This window comes from Azospirillum rugosum (assembly GCF_017876155.1).
Taxonomy (GTDB): Bacteria; Pseudomonadota; Alphaproteobacteria; order Azospirillales; family Azospirillaceae; genus Azospirillum; species Azospirillum rugosum.
In genome coordinates, this window is sequence record NZ_JAGINP010000006.1 from 290,365 (window position 1) to 308,244 (window position 17,880).

Consider the following 17,880-nt stretch of genomic DNA (forward strand, 5'->3'; position numbering starts at 1 on the left):
TGGGGGACGGGGGCATGATCAAGGACCTTTGGTACAAGAACGCGGTCATCTACAATCTGGCGGTCGGCACCTTCATGGACGCCGACGGCGACGGGATCGGCGATTTCCAGGGGCTTCAGCGGCGGCTGGACTATCTGCACGGGCTCGGCGTGACCTGCCTGTGGCTGGGGCCGTTCCAGCCATCGCCCATGAAAGACGACGGCTACGACATCGCCGACTACTACAACGTCGACCCGCGCTACGGCACGCTGGGCGACTTCGTGGAGTTCAGCCACGCCTGCAAGCAGCGCGGCATCCGGCTCATCATCGACCTCGTCATCAACCACACCTCCGACCAGCATCCCTGGTTCCAGGCGGCGCGTAGGGATCCGAACTCCAAGTACCGGAATTGGTACGTCTGGTCCGACAAGAAGCCGTCCAACGCCGACGAGGGCATGGTCTTCCCCGGAGTGCAGAAGACGACCTGGACCTGGGACAAGGAGGCGGAGGCCTATTACTTCCACCGCTTCTACGAGTTCCAGCCGGACCTCAACACCTCCAACCCGGAGGTGCAGGCGGAACTGCTGAAGGTCATGGGCTTCTGGATCGAGCTGGGCGTGTCGGGCTTCCGCATGGACGCCGTGCCCTTCATCATCTCCACCAAGGGGCCGGACGTGAAGAAGCCGAAGGAGCAGTTCGACATGCTCCGCATGTTCCGGGAATTCGTGCAGTGGCGCTGCGGCGACGCCATGATCCTGGCGGAGGCCAACGTGCTGCCGGACACCGACCTGGAGTATTTCGGCGACGACGGCGACCGCATGCACATGGTGTTCAACTTCCAGGTCAACCAGAACCTGTTCTACGCCATGGCCGCCGCCGACACGCGGCCTCTGGTAAAGGCGCTGAAGGCGACCAAGCCGCGCCCCGCCACTGCCCAGTGGGGCCAGTTCCTGCGCAACCATGACGAGCTGGACCTGGGACGGCTGGACGACGAGCAGCGCAAGCGCGTCTTCGAGGTCTTCGGGCCGGACAAGGACATGCAGCTCTACGACCGCGGCATCCGCCGCCGGCTGGCGCCCATGCTGCACGGCGACCGGCGGCGGTTGGAACTGGCCTACAGCCTGCTGTTCACCCTGCCGGGCACGCCGGTCATCCGCTACGGCGACGAGATCGGCATGGGCGATGACCTGTCCCTGCCGGAGCGCAATTGCGCCCGCACACCCATGCAGTGGTCGGACGAGCCCCACGGAGGCTTCACCAAGTCGGACAAGCCGATCCTGCCGGTGATCAGCGGCGGCGTCTTCGGCTACGAGCGCATCAACGCCGCCCGCCAGCGCCGCGACCCGGCGGCGCTGCTGAACTGGACCGAGCGCATGATCCGCATGCGCAAGGAATGCCCGGAGATCGGCTGGGGCGACTTCGAAATCCTGCCGACCGGCTCCCCGGCCGTGCTGGCCATGCGCTACGACTGGAAGAACAATTCGGTCGTGATCATCCACAACCTCGACGACAAGCCCAAGGAGATCGCGCTGGCCGTCGGCGGGGTGGGGGAGTCGGACCGTCTCGTCAACCTGCTGACGGAAGATCACAGCGACCCCGGCGACGACGGCAAGCACCATCTGGTGATCGAGGCCTACGGCTACCGCTGGTACCGGGAGGGCGGGCTGGACTACCTGCTGCGCCGGACGGAGAGCTGATGGCCCATCCCACGGGGTGGGGGCGGGGCGCGGGGATCGTGTCCCGTGGCGTGGTGTAGGATTGGGCGAGCCAATCATCATGGTTCCCCGCGATCTGGCCGGGGGATCAGGCGGCCACGGCTGGCAGGCTGATGGCCGCATCATCGCCGAGTGGAGCGATGGTTTCCAGGGTCATGTAGCGGGCGCGTTGCACGGCCCATTCGTCGTTCTGCTCCAAGAGAATGGCACCGATAAGCCGTGTAATCGCCTCTTCGTTCGGAAATATACCGACGACCTCGGTGCGGCGCTTGATCTCGCCGTTGAGACGTTCGATGGGGCTCGTTGAGTGGATTTTGGCCCGATGTTCCTTCGGGAACGTCATGTAGGTCAAAACGTCCTCTTCCGCTTCATCCATCAAGGCCGCCAGCTTGGGCAGCTTGGCGCGGACCTGATCGGCGACTTGGCACCATTGCGCGTGGGCCGCGGCGGCATCGTCCTGGGCGAAGGCGGTAGCGATGAAGGCGGCCACGACGCGGCGCCCGCTCTTGCCGGCGTGGGCGAGCGCGGTCCGGGAAAAATGCACGCGGCAGCGTTGCCAGGTCGCCTGGAAGACCCGCCGCACCGCCGCCTTGATGCCGCCGTGGGCGTCGGAGATGATCAGCTTGACGCCGTTCAGGCCACGGCGCTTGAGCTTGCGCAGGAACTCGATCCAGAAGGTCTCGGCTTCGGACGGGCCGATGTCCATGCCCAGCACCTCGCGCCGGCCATCGGTGTTCACCGCCACCGCGATGGTCACGGCGACCGAGACGATGCGGCCGTTCTGGCGCACCTTCACGTAGGTCGCGTCCAGCCACAGGTAGGGCCAGTCGCCTTCGATGGGGCGGCCCAGGAAGGTCTTCACCCGCTCGTCGATCTCCGCGCACAGCCGGCTGACCTGGCTCTTGGAGATGCCGCTCATGCCCATGGCCTGGACCAGATCGTCCACCGAGCGCGTCGAGATGCCCTGGACGTAGGCCTCCTGGATCACCGCGGTCAGCGCCTTCTCGGCCATGCGCCGGGGCTCCAGAAAACCGGGGAAATACGAACCCTGGCGCAGCTTGGGGATGCGCAGCTCGACGGTGCCGGCGCGGGTTTCCCAGTCGCGCTCGCGATAGCCGTTGCGCTGGACCAGCCGGCCGGGTGCCCGCTCGCCGTGGCCGGCGCCGGTCAGCGCCTGCACCTCCAGTTCCATCAGGCGCTCGGCGGCAAAGCCGATCATCTCGCGCAGCACGTCGGCATCCGTGCCCTTCTCAAGCATCGAACGAAGCGTCATCATCTCTTCGGTCATCGGGGTTACCCTTCGTGTGGGTTGAGGTGTGGTGACCAGACTCTACCGAAGAACCTCGATGACCGCTCCGCTGTGGACAACCAGCCCGCCTCCGCCAGCTTTGGGGGCGCTGCGGCGGGCCGGTTCCCCACAGCTCTTACACCACGCAATGGGACACGACCGGCGCGGGCGATTGCACTCGGAGAGAACGCTCCTTTCATAAGACACCCGTCATCCCCGCGAAGGCGGGGATCCAGAACGTTCCGTGAGGGGAACGTAGCGCGGAGGCCTGGATCCCCGCCTTCGCGCTACGGCATTCACACATCTCGCGGATGCGGTAGTGCATTGATCAGCAAAGAAAAAGCCCCTCTCCCCTTGGGGGAGAGCAACCGTGTTTTCGATGAAGGGGAGTGAACCGCGGGTGCTCCCGGTCAAGGCTCGCGCTGGCGCGCGCCCGCCCATTCGGGCGGCGTTGGCCTTGACCGGTGCGCGCCCGCGGTTCGAAGGGTTTGGCATGCGGTCGGCGACGCGCGCCGACCGTCGGCTTCTCAGCCGGCCTTTTCGACCCACTCCTGGCCGGTGGCGAGCATGGCGTTGAGGCGGACGATCAGCTTGCGCATGCAGGCGGTGAGCGCCACCTTGGGCGGCTTGCCCCGCTTGATCAGCTGCGCATAGAACTCGGCCAGCACGCCCGTGCGTGCGCGGGTCGCCGCCCCCAGCGCCGCCATGTACAGCGCTTGTCGGACATCGCCGCGGCCGCCGGCGATGCGGCGCGGGCCGTGGCGCCGCCCGCTGTCGTCGGGATAGGGCGCCACCCCCAGCAAGGCCGCCGCCTGCGCTCCGGACAGCCGCCCCAACTCCGGCATCCGCACGGCCACGGTGAGCGCGGTCAACGCACCGACGCCCGGAGCGCTGCGCAACGCCTTGACCGTCTTCGCCAAGGCCGCGGCCGCCCGGGTCCGCCGGGCCAGTTCCGCCTCCACGCGCTCCACCGCCTCGTCCAGCGCTTCCAACGCCGGAGCGGCCAAGGCTTGCAGGTCCTCCGCCAGCCGTCCCAGGCTCTTCCGGAGGTCGGCCCGCTTGTCCACCAGCAGACGGCGCATCCCCAACAGCCCGGCCAGTTGCTCGCGCTCTCGGTCCGCCGGTGTGGCGGGCGGCAGGAACCGGGCGGTGAACTCGGCGATCAGCGCGGCGTCGAGGCGGTCGGTCTTGGCCCGCTCGCCCTTGGCCTTGGCAAAGTGGCGCACCCGGGCGGGGTCGAGCACGGCAACCGCGATGGTGGCGGCCTCCAGCGCATCACGCACCGCGCGCTCGTAACCGCCGCTCGCCTCGATCCCGACCAGCGCCACCGCGTGGCCCGACAGCCAAGTGATCAGGGCGCGCCGGCCCGCCTCGGTGTTGTCCACGCGCCGGCATTGCCCCGTGGGATACAGCGCAACATCGAGGCAGTCCTTGCCACAATCGATGCCGACGAACACAGCGCTTTGTGTCATCCTTGTGTTCCTTCCTTGTGGTGCGGGCTCACGGCCCGTGCAACCGTTCGGACTTCAAGGAAGGCTGACCGCCCTCACGCTCTCATACGGCCTCGCGGCCCAGGGGTTTACAGGGTCAGTCAACCCGGACGGCGCGCGGCCAACGCGCCGTCCGGACCCTTTGTAGCACTCTCCAGAACACACAAGGGGTTGGGGTGAGGGGTCGCTTACGGGCGGTAGCCCGGAAACGAGTCTTTAAGGTTGAGCAACAACGAAGCTTCTGGCCGGCCGAGGCCGGCTGCCACCCTCACCCCAACCCCTCTCCCCTCAAGGGAGAGGGGCTACTCGCCTCTTGGCATACATATCCTGCTGCGAATGCGAAACGCGCCTGCGAGATATGTGAATGCCGTAGCGCCTTCGCGGGGATTGACGATGGTCCAATGGATGGACTCCTGTCGCCAACTGCGATGGTCCCGGAGAGGACCGCGCAGGCTTGACTTCCCCGTTCCGTCGTCCGACCCTGGGCCCGCCGTTTCCGATCGGGAGCGGCAACACAGACGCTTGTTCTCAGGGCAGGGTGAAAATCCCGACCGGCGGTAGTCCCTCGCGAGAGGGAGAGCCCGCGAGCGCCTAGGGCCCGAAAGGGCCTTGGGGTCAGCAGATCCGGTGAGACGCCGGAGCCGACGGTTACAGTCCGGATGGAAGAGGACGAGCCGGCCCCAGGCCGTGGCCCGCCGTAAAGGCGGGGCGCGACCGGTGGCCTGCGCCGGTGGTCGCCGGGGGGAAACCCTCGGCGCCGCCGGAAGACTCTTTGCGCCCTGATTCAGGCTCGCCCCAACCGGAGTGAGAACCATGAATCAGATCATTGCCAGCACCAACCTCCTCGACCGCTTCGGCACCGCGGAAGAGCGCGTGTCCCGCGCCGTCGAGGCCATCCGCCGGGGTGGCGGCGTGGTCGTCGTGGACGACGAGGACCGCGAGAACGAAGGCGACGTCATCTACGCCGCCGAGACCATCACCACCGACCAGATGGCCCTGCTGATCCGCGAAGGATCGGGGATCGTCTGCCTGATCCTGCCCGACGAGCATCTGCGGCGGCTCGACCTGCCGCCGATGGTGGGTTCCAACACGGCCCGCTTCGGCACGGCCTTCACCGTCTCCATCGAGGCGCGGGAGGGGGTAAGCACCGGCGTGTCGGCGGCCGACCGCGTCACCACCATCCGCACCGCCATCGCCGACGGCTGCACGCCGGACGACCTCGCGCGGCCGGGCCATGTCTTCCCGATCCGCGCGCACGCCGGCGGGCTTGCGGCGCGGCGCGGCCATACGGAGGCCACCATCGAGCTGACCACGCTGGCCGGCCTCAAGCCGGCGGGCGTGCTCTGCGAGGTGATGAACCCCGACGGCACCATGGCCCGCCTGCCGGAGCTGGTGGCCTTCGCGGAGCGTCACGGCATGCCGATGGTCAGCATCGCCGACCTGGTCGAGGTCCGGCAGCTGCGTTCGGTCGCGTAGCGCCGGAACGGGGGCTTCGCTTGCGCGGCGGAGCCCCCGTCCACCTTGTTTTCAGTTGCCCGCCAGGACGGCCAGGCAGGCGGCCGGCGGTGCGGGAATGGGCTTGGGCTGGCGGGGGACCGGCGTCTCTTTCGGCGGCTCGAACCAGCTCAGCAGTTCCTGCCCGCAGCCGTCGCCCGGCGGGATGGAATCTTGCGACAGGCAGGCCGTCGCGCCGGCCGGGCAGTCCAGCCGCACGTGGAAATGCGAGTCATGCCCGGCCCAGGGGCGGATCTTGCGGAGCCAGGAGCGGTCGCCGCGCTCCCCCGCGCAGAGGGCCAGCTTGATCGCCGGGTTCACGAAGACGCGCGCGACCTTCGGGCTGGTCGCCGCCAGTTCCAGAAGGCGCGCCTGCCGGGGGCCGAACCGGTCCGGGAAGACGCGCTGCGCCTTCAGGTTCACCATGGTCGGGAAATCCGTGCGCTCCCGATCCTGCCGCGCCAGGGGCGGCTCGTCGAGGTCGAACCACACGTCGACGTCGAGGCCGATCTGGTGGCTGGTGTGCCCCGTCTCCATCCGGCCGCCGAAGGTCTTCGACATGTCTCCGATGGCCAGCCGTCCGAGACGCTCGGCCGTGGCACGGCGGGCGAGGTCCTGGACGAAGGCGACGGTGTCCGGGTGCCCGTGGTTGCGGTTCCGCGACAGGTTGACCGCCTGATAGCCGGTCCCCTCCGGCGGCAAGGTCTCGGCGCCGCGGATGCAGCCGTTGGCGTAGCCGCCGATCGGCTGCGCCGCGGACGGACGCGCCAGCGATGGCAGAGCTGCCGGGGTAATCGCCGGATCCGCGGCGAGGGCGCCGGCGGACCACGCCCCGCACAGGACCGCCAGCAGGGCGATGGAACGGCATCGACGCATGACCACGGGCTCTTCCTCCTTGGACCGAACCCGACCGTAGCACGGAACCGGAGGACTGAGCGTTGCAAGCGTGGGACGAGGCGCGGAAGCTTGGTTATCCGCCCCGGCGGGCGGCGCGCTCCAGCTGCTCCGCCGTCTCGGCGGCCCCCATCGCCAGCGCGGCGTCATAGGCGGTGTTCCCGCCGGCGTCCCGGGTATCGGCGGAGGCGCCGCGCGCCAGCAGGAGGTCGACGATGGCGGTGCGGCCGAACATGGCCGCCGTCATCAGCGCCGTCCGCCCATCCGGCCCGCAGCCGTCCACGAGGGCGCCGGCGTCCAGCAGGCGCTGCACAACCTCCATCTCCCCTTTGAAGGCGGCCGCGGCGAGCGGCGTCTGGCCGCGATCGTTGCCGAGGTTCGGATCGCCCCCATGCTCCAGCAGGACGCGCACCGCCTCCCCATGGCCGTGATAGGCGGCCAGCATGAGCAGGCTGTCGCCGCGCTCGTTGCGCAGGTTGGCGGGCAGCCCCTGGTCGAGCAGCTCGCCCAGTTCCCGGGCGTGGCCGCCGCGGGCGAAGCCGAACACGCGCGCGACGAAGGCGAGCGTCTGGTCGTCCAAGGCCGGCAAGGGCTTGCCGGCTTCCTCGCTTGGGTTCGTGCCCATTCTCTCCCCCCTTCCCCGCTGCCCCGTGTCCGAAGGGAACACGGGAACGCGCGGGTCGGTTTCGTGGCTCCGTGACGGATCTCCGGGCCCCTTGTTGTTGCAACGCAGCAAGCAGGCAGGAGAACGCCATGGACCGGTCCTTTGCGGGAAGGGTCGTCGTCATCACGGGCGCGTCGAGCGGGATCGGCCGCGCCACGGCCCATGCCTTTGCCGGGCGGGGTGCCACCGTCCTGCTCGCCACGCTGGCGCTGGTCGGCGTTCCGCTCGGCCTGATGGCGTCGCGGCAGTGGCGTTCCGTGCCCGGCCACCGGGCGTGAGCCCGTCACCGCATCCTTCACTGTCGGATTGGAGCCATCACAATGGCGGAGCGGATCACGCTCGTGCTGTCGGGGGGAAGCGCGCTCGGCGCCTACCAGGGGGGTGTCCTTGAGGCGCTGGATCACCGGGGTTTGCAGCCGGAGCGGATCGTCGGGACCTCCACCGGCGCCGTCAACGCCGCCATCTTCTTCGGCAACCCTCCCGAAACGCGCGTGGACCGCCTGCGCCGCTTCTGGGACAGCGCGGCGCGGGACGGGGTTGCGTGGCGTTTTGGGGCCGGGCTCTGGACCGATGCGCGGGCGCGGGTCCTGCCATCACCGCTCTTGGGCAGCCCCACCGTCTTCCGACCGCGCTTTCCGGGCGGGCTGTCCCTGTTGCCGGGCATGCCCGGCGACACGAGCCTGTACGATCTGGCCCCCCCTGCGCGCCACGCTGGAGCGTGTGGTCGACTTCGAACGCCTGAACGGCGGGGATGTGCGCCTGACCATCGTGGCGGTGGACGTGACGACCGGCGAGGAGGTCCATTTCGACACCGACAAGGTGCGGCTCGGCCCGGACCACCTGCTGGCCTGCAGCGGCTTCATCCCCTTCTTCCCGCCGGTGGAGATGGACGGGCGCCTGCTCGGCGACGGCGGCATGGCCGCGAACCTGCCGCTGGAAGCCGCCCTTGAGGAGCCCTCAGACGAAGACCGGCTGTGCATCGCCATCGACCTGTTCCGCCGTTCGGGCGGCCGTCCGCGGACGGTGGGGCAGGCCATGGACCGGCAGCTCGACCTGCTGCTCAGCAGCCAATCCGCCCAGGCGGTCCGGTCCTTGCGGCGCGTCCACGAGCTGCGCCGCCACCTGCGGCGTCTGGGCGAGCGGCTTCCGGAAGGGCGGCGCGGCGACGCGGACGTCGCCTCCGCCCTGGCGGAGGGGGCGAAGGACGGCGACGGCGCGACCACGCTCCTGCTGCTGAGCCTTGCCCCGGTTTCGCGGGATGTCGAACTGCGGGCCTTCGACTATTCCCGGCCGGTCCTGGCGGAGCGCTGGGACGCCGGACGGGCGGCGATGGAGGCGGCTCTGCGCGGCCTGGACGGGCAGCGCGCGGCGCCGGGGGAGTTCGCCGTCCGGCTGGCCGGCGGCGAGGCGGCGGGCGTCCAATGAGAGGGCAGCGGCAGCCTTGTGCCGTCACGAAAGCGATATCGGCCTTTGTCCCCCGGCGTATGTCCAGCGGGTCGGAGTGCCGAACGGTGCGCGGTCTTGTTGAACGCGTGCCTCCCGCTCCTCGAGGCATGTCTCGGACCGATGCTGGGGAGGGGGCCGTGCCGCGTCCTGCACGGCTCCCTCGTCGGGCGGTCGCCGCTCGATGATCGTGGGGGTCGTTAGGCTCCCTTTCCGGACTTCGCCGCTCCCGCGGGGCTGCCCTCCGCAACGGGGTCAGCCGGCTCGCCCTGGGACTCGCTCCGGTCCGGACTCCGGGCGTTGCGGGCTTTTTCGCCTTGGGCGAACGAACGGGCCGATCGGCGGAGGAGGCGGGACTGCTCGATGGCCTCCTGCGCCCGCCGCATGAGGTCGTGATGCCGCCGCTTCAGAAACTCGTATTCCCGATCGTCCATGGTTGGGACACCCCCTGCTCCTGATCATCGACGATGCAGAATAGGGGGCGCTGCGGCGACGGTCGGTACGCTACCGCGCAGAGGGAGCCCCATGGAAAGCCGCAATTTCATCCTCAGCAGCCTTTCGGCATCGGAGGAGGCCTTGATCCGGCCCCACCTGGAGCCCATAGCCCTTCCGCACAAGCTGACGCTGTTCAGGCCTGACGAGGTCATCACGCACATCCACTTCATCGAGCAGGGGTGCGCGTCGCTGCTCAACACCCTTCCGGATGGCGACACGGTGGAGGTCGGCACCATCGGCAACGAGGGGATGGTCGGCACGCCCGTTCTGCTGGAAGCGGACCGGATGCCCTGCCAATGCGACATCCAGATCCCGGGCAACGGCTGGCGGATGCCGTCCGCCGCGTTCAAGGCGGCGGTCCGCCAGAGCGACACGCTTCGCGGCAAGCTCCTGCGGTTCACCCAGGCGCACTTCAACCAGGTTGCCCAATCGGCGGCCTGCAACCGCCTGCACACCATCGAGGAGCGCTGCGCGCGCTGGCTGCTGATGTGCCGTGATCGCGTCGGCGACGATTTTCCACTCACCCAGGAGTATCTGGCCATCATGCTCGGCGTGCGGCGGGCCGGCGTGACCGTCACGGCGAAGCTTCTGCAAAACGCGGGCTTGATCGCCTACACGCGGGGGCGCATCACCATCCTCGACCCGGACGGGCTGGAGGATGTCGCGTGCGATTGCTACCGGATCACCCGCGACGAATTCCGCCGCCTGATCCCGAAAGGGGAGGCCTATTCCGATCCCAGGGGGAAGCGGACGCCGTGACGAGGCCGTGGCGCTCAGGATGGCGGCGCGGCCGGCTTTTCGTCTACAATCCGGAACCGCCCACCCCTTCCAGAAGGCCAACCGGACCACCGACGATGCATGACGCCCTGCCTGCCGCCATCGTCGCGGCCCTTCGATGAGCGCCGCGATGTCCGCCGCCCAGCCGCCGGCGACCGAGCGGCACCGGCTTTACGAGGACGCGCTCGCCCTGCTGATGGGCACGCTGTTCGTGGCGCTGGGCACGGCGATCTACGGGAAGACGATGCTGCTGACCGGCGGAGTCGCGGGGGCGGCGCTGCTGCTCAGCTACGTGACGCCGTTCGGCTTCGGGGCGCTGTTCTTCCTGGTGAATCTGCCCTTCTACGCGCTGGCGTGGAAGCGCATGGGCTGGCAATTCACCCTGCGCACCTTCATCGCGGTGGGCATGGTGGCGGGATTCTCGCGGATGACGGACAGCTGGATCGGCTTCAGCCACCTCGACCCCGTCTACGCGACGGTGATGGGCGGCGCCCTGTGCGGCAGCGGCCTGCTGATGCTGTTCCGCCACCGCACCGGCCTCGGCGGCCTGAACATCCTGGCCATCTACCTGCAGGAGCGCTTCGGCGTCCGGGCCGGCTATTTCCAGCTGGCGGTCGACCTGGTGATCGTGGCCGCCGCCTTCTTCGTGCTGGAGACCGACCGGCTGCTGCTGTCGGTGCTGGGTGCTGCCATCGTCAACATGCTGCTGGCGATCAACCACAAGCCGGGCCGCTACCTCGGCGTCAGCTGACGGGGAGTTACCGGCGGCCGAACAGCCGCTCGATGTCGGCGAGCTTCAGCTCCACGTAGGTCGGGCGGCCGTGGTTGCACTGGCCGCTGTGCGGGGTGGCCTCCATCTGGCGCAGGAGCGCGTTCATCTCCTCCACGCTCAAGGACCGGCCGGCGCGGACGGAGCCGTGGCAGGCCATGGTGCCGCAGACGTCCTCCAGCTTCTCCTTCAGCGACAGCGCGTCGCCAAGCTCCGCCAGTTCCTCGGCGAGGTCGCGGACGAGGCTCTTCACATCGCTCTGGCCGAGCAGGGCGGGCACCTCGCGCACCAGGACGCAGCCGGGGCCGAAGCCCTCCACCACCAGCCCAAGCTCCGCCAGCTCTGCGGCGCGGCCGAGCAGGCGGTTGGCGGAGGGCTCGTCCAGCTCCACCAGTTCCGGGATCAGCAGGGCTTGGCGCTTCACGCCGCCCTCCAGCAGGGCGATCTTCATCCGCTCGTAGACCAACCGCTCGTGGGCGGCGTGCTGGTCCACGATGACGATGCCCTCGGCCGTCTGGGCGACGATGTAGGTGTTGTGGAGCTGCGCGCGGGCGGCGCCCAGCGGGTGAGTCTCCAGCGGCGGGGCGTGCGCGGCGGCCGGGGCGCCATATTCCGGTGGCCGCGCGGCGGGGGCCGCCTGCCAGCCGGCGAGCCGGCCCTGGAGCGGCGGCAGCGGCGCCGCATGGGGCGCCTGGAAGGCGGCGGCCCGGTCGGCGAGCCCGCGCGGCACGACGGAGCCGTAGCTGCCGCCCCAGCTCTGCACCGGGTTGCGGTAGGGCAGGGGGGACGGCGCGGGGCCGGCCGCACCGCCGATCGCACCGCCGATGTCCTCCGCCGCCTCCGGCCGCAGGGCGCCGAGCGTGGCGAGGCCCACGGTGGTGGAGGCGCGGTGCCCGGCCTCGGCCAGCGCGTGCTTCAGCGCGCCGACGATCAGACCGCGCACCAGCCCCTGGTCGCGGAACCGCACCTCCGCCTTGGCCGGATGGACGTTGACGTCCACCTCCTGCGGGTCGAGGTCGAGGAACAGGGCCAGCATCGGGTGGCGGTCGCGCGGCAGGAAGTCGGCGTAGGCCGCGCGCACGGCGCCGACCATCAGCTTGTCGCGCACCGGGCGGCCGTTGACGAACAGGTGCTGGTGCCGCGCGGTGGGGCGGTGCAGGGTGGGCAGACCGATCCAGCCGGCCAGAGTCACGCCCTCGCGCGCCGCCTGCACCGGCACGGCGTTGTCCTGGAAGTCGCGCCCCATCAGCGCGCCCAGCCGGGTCAGCCGGGCGTCGAGCAGGTCGCCCTGGGCGGCGGACAGGCGGAGCGCGGAGCGGTTGTCGCCGTCCAGCGTGAAGGCCACGTTGGGGTGGGCCATAGCCAGCCGCTCGATGCAGTCGGCGATGTGGTCGAACTCCGTCCGCGCCGCCTTCAGGAACTTCAGCCGCGCCGGCACGGCGGCGAACAGGTCACGCACCTCCACGCGGGTGCCCTGGGCGAGAGCCGCCGGCTGCGGCGCGCCCTTCAGCCCGGCGTCCACGGTCAGCGCCCAGGCGCTGTCCGCCCCGCGCGGCCGGCTGGTCAGCGTCAGCCGGCTGACCGCGCCGATGGAGGGCAGCGCCTCCCCCCGGAAGCCCAGGGAGCGGATGTCCAGCAGGTCGTCCGACGGCAGCTTGGAGGTGGCGTGGCGCTCCACCGCCAGGGCAAGCTCGTCGGGTCCCATGCCGCAGCCGTCGTCGGTGATGGTGATCAGCGTCTTGCCGCCGTCGCGCACGACCACGTCGATGCGGGTGGCCCCGGCATCGATGGCGTTTTCCACCAGTTCCTTGACGGCGGCGGCGGGCCGCTCGATCACCTCGCCGGCGGCGATGCGGTTGACGAGCGTATCGGGCAGCATGCGGATCGGCATGGCCCAAATATAGTAGGCTGGCGGATGGAATACCACCACGCGCAGAGGCCGGCGGGAGTGCCGTTGCCGACGAATGAAACACCGTGAAACGTTGTGCGACGTCGGACGCGTGATGTCGCATGCGGGCGCCGGGTGGGGAGCGGTCGGGGCGCGGGCATGCGGTGGCTGGCTCCTCGGTGGGATTGGTTAGGAATATAATTCTATATCAGCCGCGCGCGTTTTTCCAGCTTCCTCAGGAAGGGCAATCGATTGAACGCAACGCGCGGGAGCCGCGCGCCGCGGGGGAAGGATCGGCCGTCTGGCGAGCCTTCCCCGCTTGGCGGTTACGCGTTGGCGGTGGCGGGCGCTGCGGTGCGGTCTGCGGGGCGCGCCTCGTCCTCCGCCGTCGGTTCGGCGGGGGCGGCGGGGCAGCTGGCCTGGGACGGGCCGGTGACGACGTCGAAATCGAAATCAGACATGGTGTGACCTCCGGTTGATTAGGGAGGCCGCTTCGACCATCTGGCGGGACTGTGCGTGCACCGGGTGCTGAAAACACAAAAGCCGCCTCGGGTCGGGCGGCTTCGGGTGCATCGTATACGTACGCTGCCTAGGCCGCCGGTGTGTACCAGCGGTACCAAAATCGGCCCAGAAGGGCGGACGAGGCGGGGCGCACGAGGTTCATGGAGCGCACCATACGCCGCCCGCCGGTGTGGGGCAAGGGGCATCCGCGACCCCATCGTACGATTTCCCGGCGCGATTTCGCCGCCTCAAAGCTTTTTCAGAACGCTCGAGGGGACCTCGACGACGTTCATCCCCTTGGACTTCAGATAGCTGCGCACGGCATCCGCGCTCTGGTCGGCGGCCGCGCGGAAGGCCCGGCCTTCGTTGATCCTGGCCATCGCCTCCGTGTCCTGGGCGCCCGCGCCGGCGAAATGGGGGTCGAGCAGGCGCACGGACGCGTCGTCGATCGAGAACTCCCGGTCCTGCGCCACCCGGCCATAGCCGGAGAGCTTGGCCCGTTCGGCGACGATGGCCTGGGCGTCCTTCTCCCCAAGGCCGCGCAGACGGGAATCGAGCCCGGCGATGTCGAAGCCGGAGGCGCGAAGCTTCTCGAACGCGTTGACCTCCGTCTTCGTCTTCATCAGCCGGGACTCGCCGGTCTCGATCCCGTGGAACGGGCTGAGCATGGCGCGGTTGTCCGGCGGCTTGCGGTTCAGGAGCGGGTTCATGTCCGAGGCGGCAAGCTCCTTGGCAAGCGCGGCGTGCTCGTCCGTTCCCGCCTTCCCGTCCTGCTCCAGACTGGTCATGCGGTCGAACAGCGCGCTGCGCCGCTCCAGCGTGCTGCGCAGGGCGTCGCGCATGTCGTCGATGGACGGCGGCTGGTCGCCGAAGTAAAGCCCGGCGCTGTCGTTGGCGAACATGCGGAAGCCGGCCCCGAAGGCCTTCGTGCGCGCCTCCTTCAGCCGTTCCTTGAGCGCGTCGTGGACCTCCTCGCCGGTCATCTTGCCGCTGTCCACCAGCGCGGACAGTGCGCTGCGCTGTTCGGTGCTGAGCGCGTTGAACACCGTCAGGGACTCGTCGTGCAGCGACTTCGCCAGGGGGCTCAGCGAGACGCTGTCGGATTTGGCGGCGGACGCGGACCCGATGGCGCTCCCGCTGGCGCCGGCTCCGTCCGACGACGGCTGGCTTGGCGCCGTTGCGGCGGACGGCTGTGCGATGATCGTGTTCGCCGCCGCAGGACCCGAGACATTCATCGCCGTTCTCCCCAATACAGAGTTTCTGTTGGCCCTATCATCGTGCCAAAGCAGGTTACCAAGTCGTTAATGAGAAGTATGCACCAAAGATAACTTAGAAAACTAATCATTGGTTCTGCTATGGCTTCAACCTGAAGGAAGGTCATGTCAGCCAATGTTGTTTGCGAGTAGCAACGGCCTTTTCTTTCGGCGGGTGCCGGACCTGTCAGAAATGCCCATGAAATAATCGGTTTGTCCGGCGTCATAATCTTGCGCCCCAAGGCGGCCGGTGAAGACGGGATTGCCCGAATGGGACGGCGATGCCGGAAACGCAGTGGCGGTCGCCACGGCAACCTTTGCGAAAGGTAGATCGATTTTCCCCGGCATTAAAATTGCGCGATTCTCAATTGCTGGCTGCGCCACATTGCCGCATGGATTGTTTTTCCCGCTCAGCGTGCCGGTGGCGGGAGTGCAAGAGAACAGCAGAAGGAAGTCGCCGATCCATTTGCCGCCACAGCGGAATGTATTGTTCGTGGTCAGAGATTAGTTCTCTAACTAATTCAAAAGAGCTGTTCTCTGCGGCGCCGGTCGTTGACTGGAAAAATATTCGGGAACTAATGTTCGGCGGGGACGCGGCACGGATTATTCAATAAGAAGGATGACTTCAATGGCATGGCAGACCAGTCTGTCCAATGGAAACGACTCGGTGCAGGTTCCGACCTCCGGTCCGTATGTCGGTGATTGGATCGTCGAGCGGCGTCACCGTCATCGACGACCTCAGCGGCAACCAGGTCAACAACGCGGATGTCCTGCGCCTGATCAACGCGCCGGCGTCGCTGTCGGTGCAGTTCGGCACCGACCGGTCGACCCTCTATATTTTCCAGCAGGGGGAGATGGACGACGGCAGCTTCGACAACGGCATCATCATCCGGGGCATGCTGACCAACCTGGGCAACAACGGGGTCGGCACGATCGAGAACGTCTACGTCAACGGCAGCCAGTACACCACGTGGCTGGCCGACGTCCACAGCACCTGGACGGGCGCGTTCGGCTGATCGACGGACGGCGCGGCGATCCCTCCTCCCCGGAGCGGGGAGGAGGGTTCCGCCCGTTCTAACGGTTCCGGCGGTACCAGCCGATCAGGCCGTTGGTGGAGCTGTCGTGGGTCAGCGCCGCGGTCGGGCCGTCCTGGAGTTCGGGGAGGATCTTGCCGGCCAGCTGCTTGCCCAGCTCCACGCCCCACTGGTCGAAGCTGTTGATGTTCCAGACGATGCCCTGGACGAACACCTTGTGCTCGTACAGCGCGATCAGCGCGCCCAGCGTGTGGGGGTCGAGCTTCTTGAAGAGGATGCTGTTGGACGGCTTGTTGCCCTCGAACACGCGGTGCGGGACCAGCGCCTCGATGGCGTCGGGGGACTTGCCGGACTTGGCCATCTCCGCCCGCACCTCGTCGGCGGTCTTGCCGCGCATCAGCGCCTCCGGCTGGGCGAAGAAGTTCGACAGCAGGATGCGGTGGTGGTCGCCGATGGGGTTGTGCGTTTCCACCGGGGCCAGGAAGTCGGCGGGGACCACCGAGGTGCCCTGGTGGATCAGCTGGTAGAAGGCGTGCTGGCCGTTGGTGCCGGGCTCCCCGAAGACGATGGGGCCGGTGGCGTAGTGCACGCGGTTGCCGTTGCGGTCCACCGACTTGCCGTTGCTCTCCATGTCCAGCTGCTGGAGGTAGGCGGGGAAGCGGTGCATGTACTGGTCGTAGGGCAGCACGGCGTGCGCCTGCGCGCCCCAGAAATTCACGTACCAGACACCCAGCATGCCCATCAGCACGGGCATGTTGCGCTCCAACGGCGCCGTGCGGAAATGCTCGTCCATGGCGTGGGCGCCGGCCAACAGCTCCTGGAAGCGGTCCATGCCGATGCCGAGCGCGATGGGCAGGCCGATCGCCGACCATAGGGAATAGCGGCCGCCGACCCAGTCCCAGAAGCCGAACATGTTCGCCGGGTCGATGCCGAACTTCTTCACCTCCGCCTCGTTGGTGGAGACGGCGACGAAGTGCTTGGCGACGTGGGCGGGGTCGCCGGCGGTCTCCAGGAACCAGCGGCGGGCGGTGTGGGCGTTGGTCAGCGTTTCCTGCGTCGTGAAGGTCTTGGACGCGACGACGAACAGGGTCGTCTCCGGGTCCAGCCACTCCAGCGTCTCGCTGATGTGGGTGCCGTCCACGTTGGACACGAAATGCACGCCGATCTGCGGGTGCAGGTAGGGCTTCAGCGCCTCCGTCACCATCACCGGGCCGAGGTCGGAGCCGCCGATGCCGATGTTGACGATGTCGGTGATCGGGTGGCCGGTGTAGCCGGTCCAGGCGCCGTCGCGGACTTGGCGGACGAAGCGCTCCATGCGGTGGAGCACGCCGTTCACCTCCGGCATCACGTCCTGGCCGTCCACCGTCACGGGCCGGTTGGAGCGGTTGCGCAGCGCGGTGTGCAGGACCGCGCGGTCCTCCGTGATGTTGATCTTGTCGCCCGCGAACATGCGGTCGCGCCAGTCCTCCACCCGCTGCTGGCGGGCGAGGTCGAGCAGGAGGGTGCGCGTCTCCTCGGTGATCCGATTTTTCGAATAATCGAACAGCAAGCCGCAGGCTTCCAGCGAGAAGCGGGCGAAACGGTCCGGGTCCGCGGCGAACAGGTCGCGCATGTGGACCGACGCGGTCTCTTCGCGGTGACGGACCAGGGCTTCCCAGGCGGGCGAACGGGTGAGCGCTGACATTGGGCTTTTGCCTCCTTTACGCGTGCGCGGAGCCTAGCATCAAACGGCAAGGGCTGGGTACGCGCCAAAGCGCGCATTGACCGCCTACGAAGGGATAGGAAACCGGCATAGGCCCGGCTGTGTTCTTTTCAGGACAGGAGAGCATAGGAGGGAGGCCATGACTGAACCGAAAGAGCGCGTCGATGATCCGATCCCGCCCGGGCCGATCCCGCCCGAACCGACGGAGGAGGAGCGGCGGGAGGACGACCGGCCGGACCAGATCGGGATCATCCCCGGCAAGGTGCCCGGGCGGCCGGTGGAGCCGGGGGATCCCAGGTTTCCGGGGAGCCAGCCGGATTTGGCGTGAGGGTGGGGTGGGGGTGGGGAGTGGTTGCGTTGGGGGGGCCCCCCCCCCCCCCCCCCCCCCCCCCGGGGGGGGGGGGGGTGGGGGGGGGGGGGGGGGGGCCCCCCCCCCCCCCCGGGGGGGGGGGGGGGGGGGGGGGGGCGCGAGGGCCGCCCCCCCCAACCGCCCT

Annotated in this window: 16 protein-coding genes, 1 pseudogene and 1 riboswitch; of the genes and pseudogenes, 9 read left to right on the forward strand and 8 right to left on the reverse strand. The window is 68.7% G+C overall.

Translation table 11 applies throughout. The features are described from left to right. The first annotated feature begins 14 nt into the window (after positions 1–14). Positions 15–1,676 (forward strand): alpha-amylase family protein, encoded by a 1,662-nt coding sequence (locus J2851_RS11110; protein ID WP_209766327.1) that lies wholly within the window; start codon positions 15–17, stop codon positions 1,674–1,676. 106 nt (positions 1,677–1,782) lie between these two features. Here J2851_RS11110 and J2851_RS11115 read toward each other — a convergent pair whose 3' ends face one another. After that, positions 1,783–2,982, reverse strand: coding sequence for an IS256 family transposase (locus tag J2851_RS11115; RefSeq protein WP_209766328.1), 1,200 nt, complete (start codon positions 2,980–2,982; stop codon positions 1,783–1,785). Between the two features lie 527 nt (positions 2,983–3,509). Then, the gene (locus J2851_RS11120; RefSeq protein ID WP_209766329.1) at positions 3,510–4,454 is read right to left on the reverse strand and encodes an IS110 family RNA-guided transposase; all 945 of its coding nucleotides are present in this window, start codon (positions 4,452–4,454) and stop codon (positions 3,510–3,512) included. A 538-nt stretch (positions 4,455–4,992) separates the two neighbouring features. Next, a riboswitch (FMN riboswitch) is annotated at positions 4,993–5,147 on the forward strand. Between the two features lie 138 nt (positions 5,148–5,285). On the opposite strand from J2851_RS11120, the gene ribB reads away from it, so the two are divergent. Next, positions 5,286–5,948, forward strand: a complete 663-nt coding sequence (gene ribB, locus J2851_RS11125; RefSeq protein WP_209766330.1) for a 3,4-dihydroxy-2-butanone-4-phosphate synthase — start codon at positions 5,286–5,288, stop codon at positions 5,946–5,948. Positions 5,949–5,999: 51 nt separating this feature from the next. Here ribB and mepA read toward each other — a convergent pair whose 3' ends face one another. Beyond that, positions 6,000–6,842 (reverse strand): penicillin-insensitive murein endopeptidase, encoded by an 843-nt coding sequence (gene mepA / locus J2851_RS11130; protein WP_246500583.1) that lies wholly within the window; start codon positions 6,840–6,842, stop codon positions 6,000–6,002. Positions 6,843–6,936: 94 nt separating this feature from the next. Continuing rightward, positions 6,937–7,485 carry an ankyrin repeat domain-containing protein gene (locus tag J2851_RS11135; RefSeq protein WP_209766332.1) on the reverse strand — a complete coding sequence of 183 codons (549 nt, stop codon included), beginning with the start codon at positions 7,483–7,485 and terminating at the stop codon, positions 6,937–6,939. 128 nt (positions 7,486–7,613) lie between these two features. On the opposite strand from J2851_RS11135, the gene J2851_RS36685 reads away from it, so the two are divergent. The 5 genes and pseudogenes from J2851_RS36685 (at position 7,614) to J2851_RS11155 (ending at position 10,990) form a co-directional block, all read left to right on the forward strand. Then, positions 7,614–7,802, forward strand: coding sequence for an SDR family NAD(P)-dependent oxidoreductase (locus tag J2851_RS36685; RefSeq protein WP_425514293.1), 189 nt, complete (start codon positions 7,614–7,616; stop codon positions 7,800–7,802). 42 nt (positions 7,803–7,844) lie between these two features. Beyond that, positions 7,845–8,081 (forward strand): annotated as a pseudogene (locus J2851_RS36690) (patatin-like phospholipase family protein); the annotation flags it as partial. Positions 8,082–8,094: 13 nt separating this feature from the next. Further along, a complete protein-coding gene (locus J2851_RS36525; protein WP_343206567.1) occupies positions 8,095–8,949 on the forward strand; it encodes a patatin-like phospholipase family protein in 855 nt (284 codons plus the stop codon). Between the two features lie 543 nt (positions 8,950–9,492). Beyond that, positions 9,493–10,221 carry a Crp/Fnr family transcriptional regulator gene (locus J2851_RS11150; RefSeq protein ID WP_209766334.1) on the forward strand — a complete coding sequence of 243 codons (729 nt, stop codon included), beginning with the start codon at positions 9,493–9,495 and terminating at the stop codon, positions 10,219–10,221. A gap of 148 nt (positions 10,222–10,369) precedes the next feature. Next, entirely contained in the window at positions 10,370–10,990 is a 621-nt protein-coding gene (locus tag J2851_RS11155; RefSeq protein ID WP_343206568.1) for a YitT family protein, read from the forward strand. Between the two features lie 7 nt (positions 10,991–10,997). Here J2851_RS11155 and mutL read toward each other — a convergent pair whose 3' ends face one another. The 3 genes from mutL to J2851_RS11165 all read right to left on the reverse strand — a co-directional run bounded on the left by mutL (position 10,998) and on the right by J2851_RS11165 (position 14,632). Beyond that, the gene (gene mutL, locus J2851_RS11160) at positions 10,998–12,899 is read right to left on the reverse strand and encodes a DNA mismatch repair endonuclease MutL (protein WP_209766336.1); all 1,902 of its coding nucleotides are present in this window, start codon (positions 12,897–12,899) and stop codon (positions 10,998–11,000) included. A 323-nt stretch (positions 12,900–13,222) separates the two neighbouring features. Further along, positions 13,223–13,357, reverse strand: a complete 135-nt coding sequence (locus J2851_RS36310; RefSeq protein WP_281416014.1) for a hypothetical protein — start codon at positions 13,355–13,357, stop codon at positions 13,223–13,225. Between the two features lie 288 nt (positions 13,358–13,645). Then, on the reverse strand, positions 13,646–14,632 hold the full coding sequence (locus J2851_RS11165; protein WP_209766337.1) for a ComEA family DNA-binding protein: 987 nt from the start codon (positions 14,630–14,632) through the stop codon (positions 13,646–13,648). Positions 14,633–15,342: 710 nt separating this feature from the next. Between J2851_RS11165 and J2851_RS11170 the strand changes: the two genes are divergently transcribed. Next, complete coding sequence (locus tag J2851_RS11170; RefSeq protein ID WP_209766338.1) at positions 15,343–15,666, forward strand: hypothetical protein; 324 nt, start codon at positions 15,343–15,345, stop codon at positions 15,664–15,666. Positions 15,667–15,724: 58 nt separating this feature from the next. Here the strand turns inward: J2851_RS11170 and pgi are convergent, their stop codons facing one another. Continuing rightward, positions 15,725–17,368: a glucose-6-phosphate isomerase gene (gene pgi / locus J2851_RS11175; protein WP_209766339.1), complete on the reverse strand. Its 1,644-nt coding sequence runs from the start codon at positions 17,366–17,368 to the stop codon at positions 15,725–15,727. Between the two features lie 157 nt (positions 17,369–17,525). Between pgi and J2851_RS11180 the strand changes: the two genes are divergently transcribed. Continuing rightward, positions 17,526–17,714 carry a hypothetical protein gene (locus tag J2851_RS11180; protein WP_209766340.1) on the forward strand — a complete coding sequence of 63 codons (189 nt, stop codon included), beginning with the start codon at positions 17,526–17,528 and terminating at the stop codon, positions 17,712–17,714. Positions 17,715–17,880: the final 166 nt, after the last annotated feature.

Coding starts and splice junctions, on each gene's coding strand:
- J2851_RS11110 (WP_209766327.1), top strand. CDS start 15: ATGATCAAGGACCTTTGGTACAAGAACGCGGTCATCTACAATCTGGCG.
- J2851_RS11115 (WP_209766328.1), bottom strand. CDS start 2,982: ATGACCGAAGAGATGATGACGCTTCGTTCGATGCTTGAGAAGGGCACG.
- J2851_RS11120 (WP_209766329.1), bottom strand. CDS start 4,454: ATGACACAAAGCGCTGTGTTCGTCGGCATCGATTGTGGCAAGGACTGC.
- ribB (WP_209766330.1), top strand. CDS start 5,286: ATGAATCAGATCATTGCCAGCACCAACCTCCTCGACCGCTTCGGCACC.
- mepA (WP_246500583.1), bottom strand. CDS start 6,842: ATGCGTCGATGCCGTTCCATCGCCCTGCTGGCGGTCCTGTGCGGGGCG.
- J2851_RS11135 (WP_209766332.1), bottom strand. CDS start 7,485: ATGGGCACGAACCCAAGCGAGGAAGCCGGCAAGCCCTTGCCGGCCTTG.
- J2851_RS36685 (WP_425514293.1), top strand. CDS start 7,614: ATGGACCGGTCCTTTGCGGGAAGGGTCGTCGTCATCACGGGCGCGTCG.
- J2851_RS36525 (WP_343206567.1), top strand. CDS start 8,095: ATGCGCGGGCGCGGGTCCTGCCATCACCGCTCTTGGGCAGCCCCACCG.
- J2851_RS11150 (WP_209766334.1), top strand. CDS start 9,493: ATGGAAAGCCGCAATTTCATCCTCAGCAGCCTTTCGGCATCGGAGGAG.
- J2851_RS11155 (WP_343206568.1), top strand. CDS start 10,370: ATGTCCGCCGCCCAGCCGCCGGCGACCGAGCGGCACCGGCTTTACGAG.
- mutL (WP_209766336.1), bottom strand. CDS start 12,899: ATGCCGATCCGCATGCTGCCCGATACGCTCGTCAACCGCATCGCCGCC.
- J2851_RS36310 (WP_281416014.1), bottom strand. CDS start 13,357: ATGTCTGATTTCGATTTCGACGTCGTCACCGGCCCGTCCCAGGCCAGC.
- J2851_RS11165 (WP_209766337.1), bottom strand. CDS start 14,632: ATGAATGTCTCGGGTCCTGCGGCGGCGAACACGATCATCGCACAGCCG.
- J2851_RS11170 (WP_209766338.1), top strand. CDS start 15,343: ATGTCGGTGATTGGATCGTCGAGCGGCGTCACCGTCATCGACGACCTC.
- pgi (WP_209766339.1), bottom strand. CDS start 17,368: ATGTCAGCGCTCACCCGTTCGCCCGCCTGGGAAGCCCTGGTCCGTCAC.
- J2851_RS11180 (WP_209766340.1), top strand. CDS start 17,526: ATGACTGAACCGAAAGAGCGCGTCGATGATCCGATCCCGCCCGGGCCG.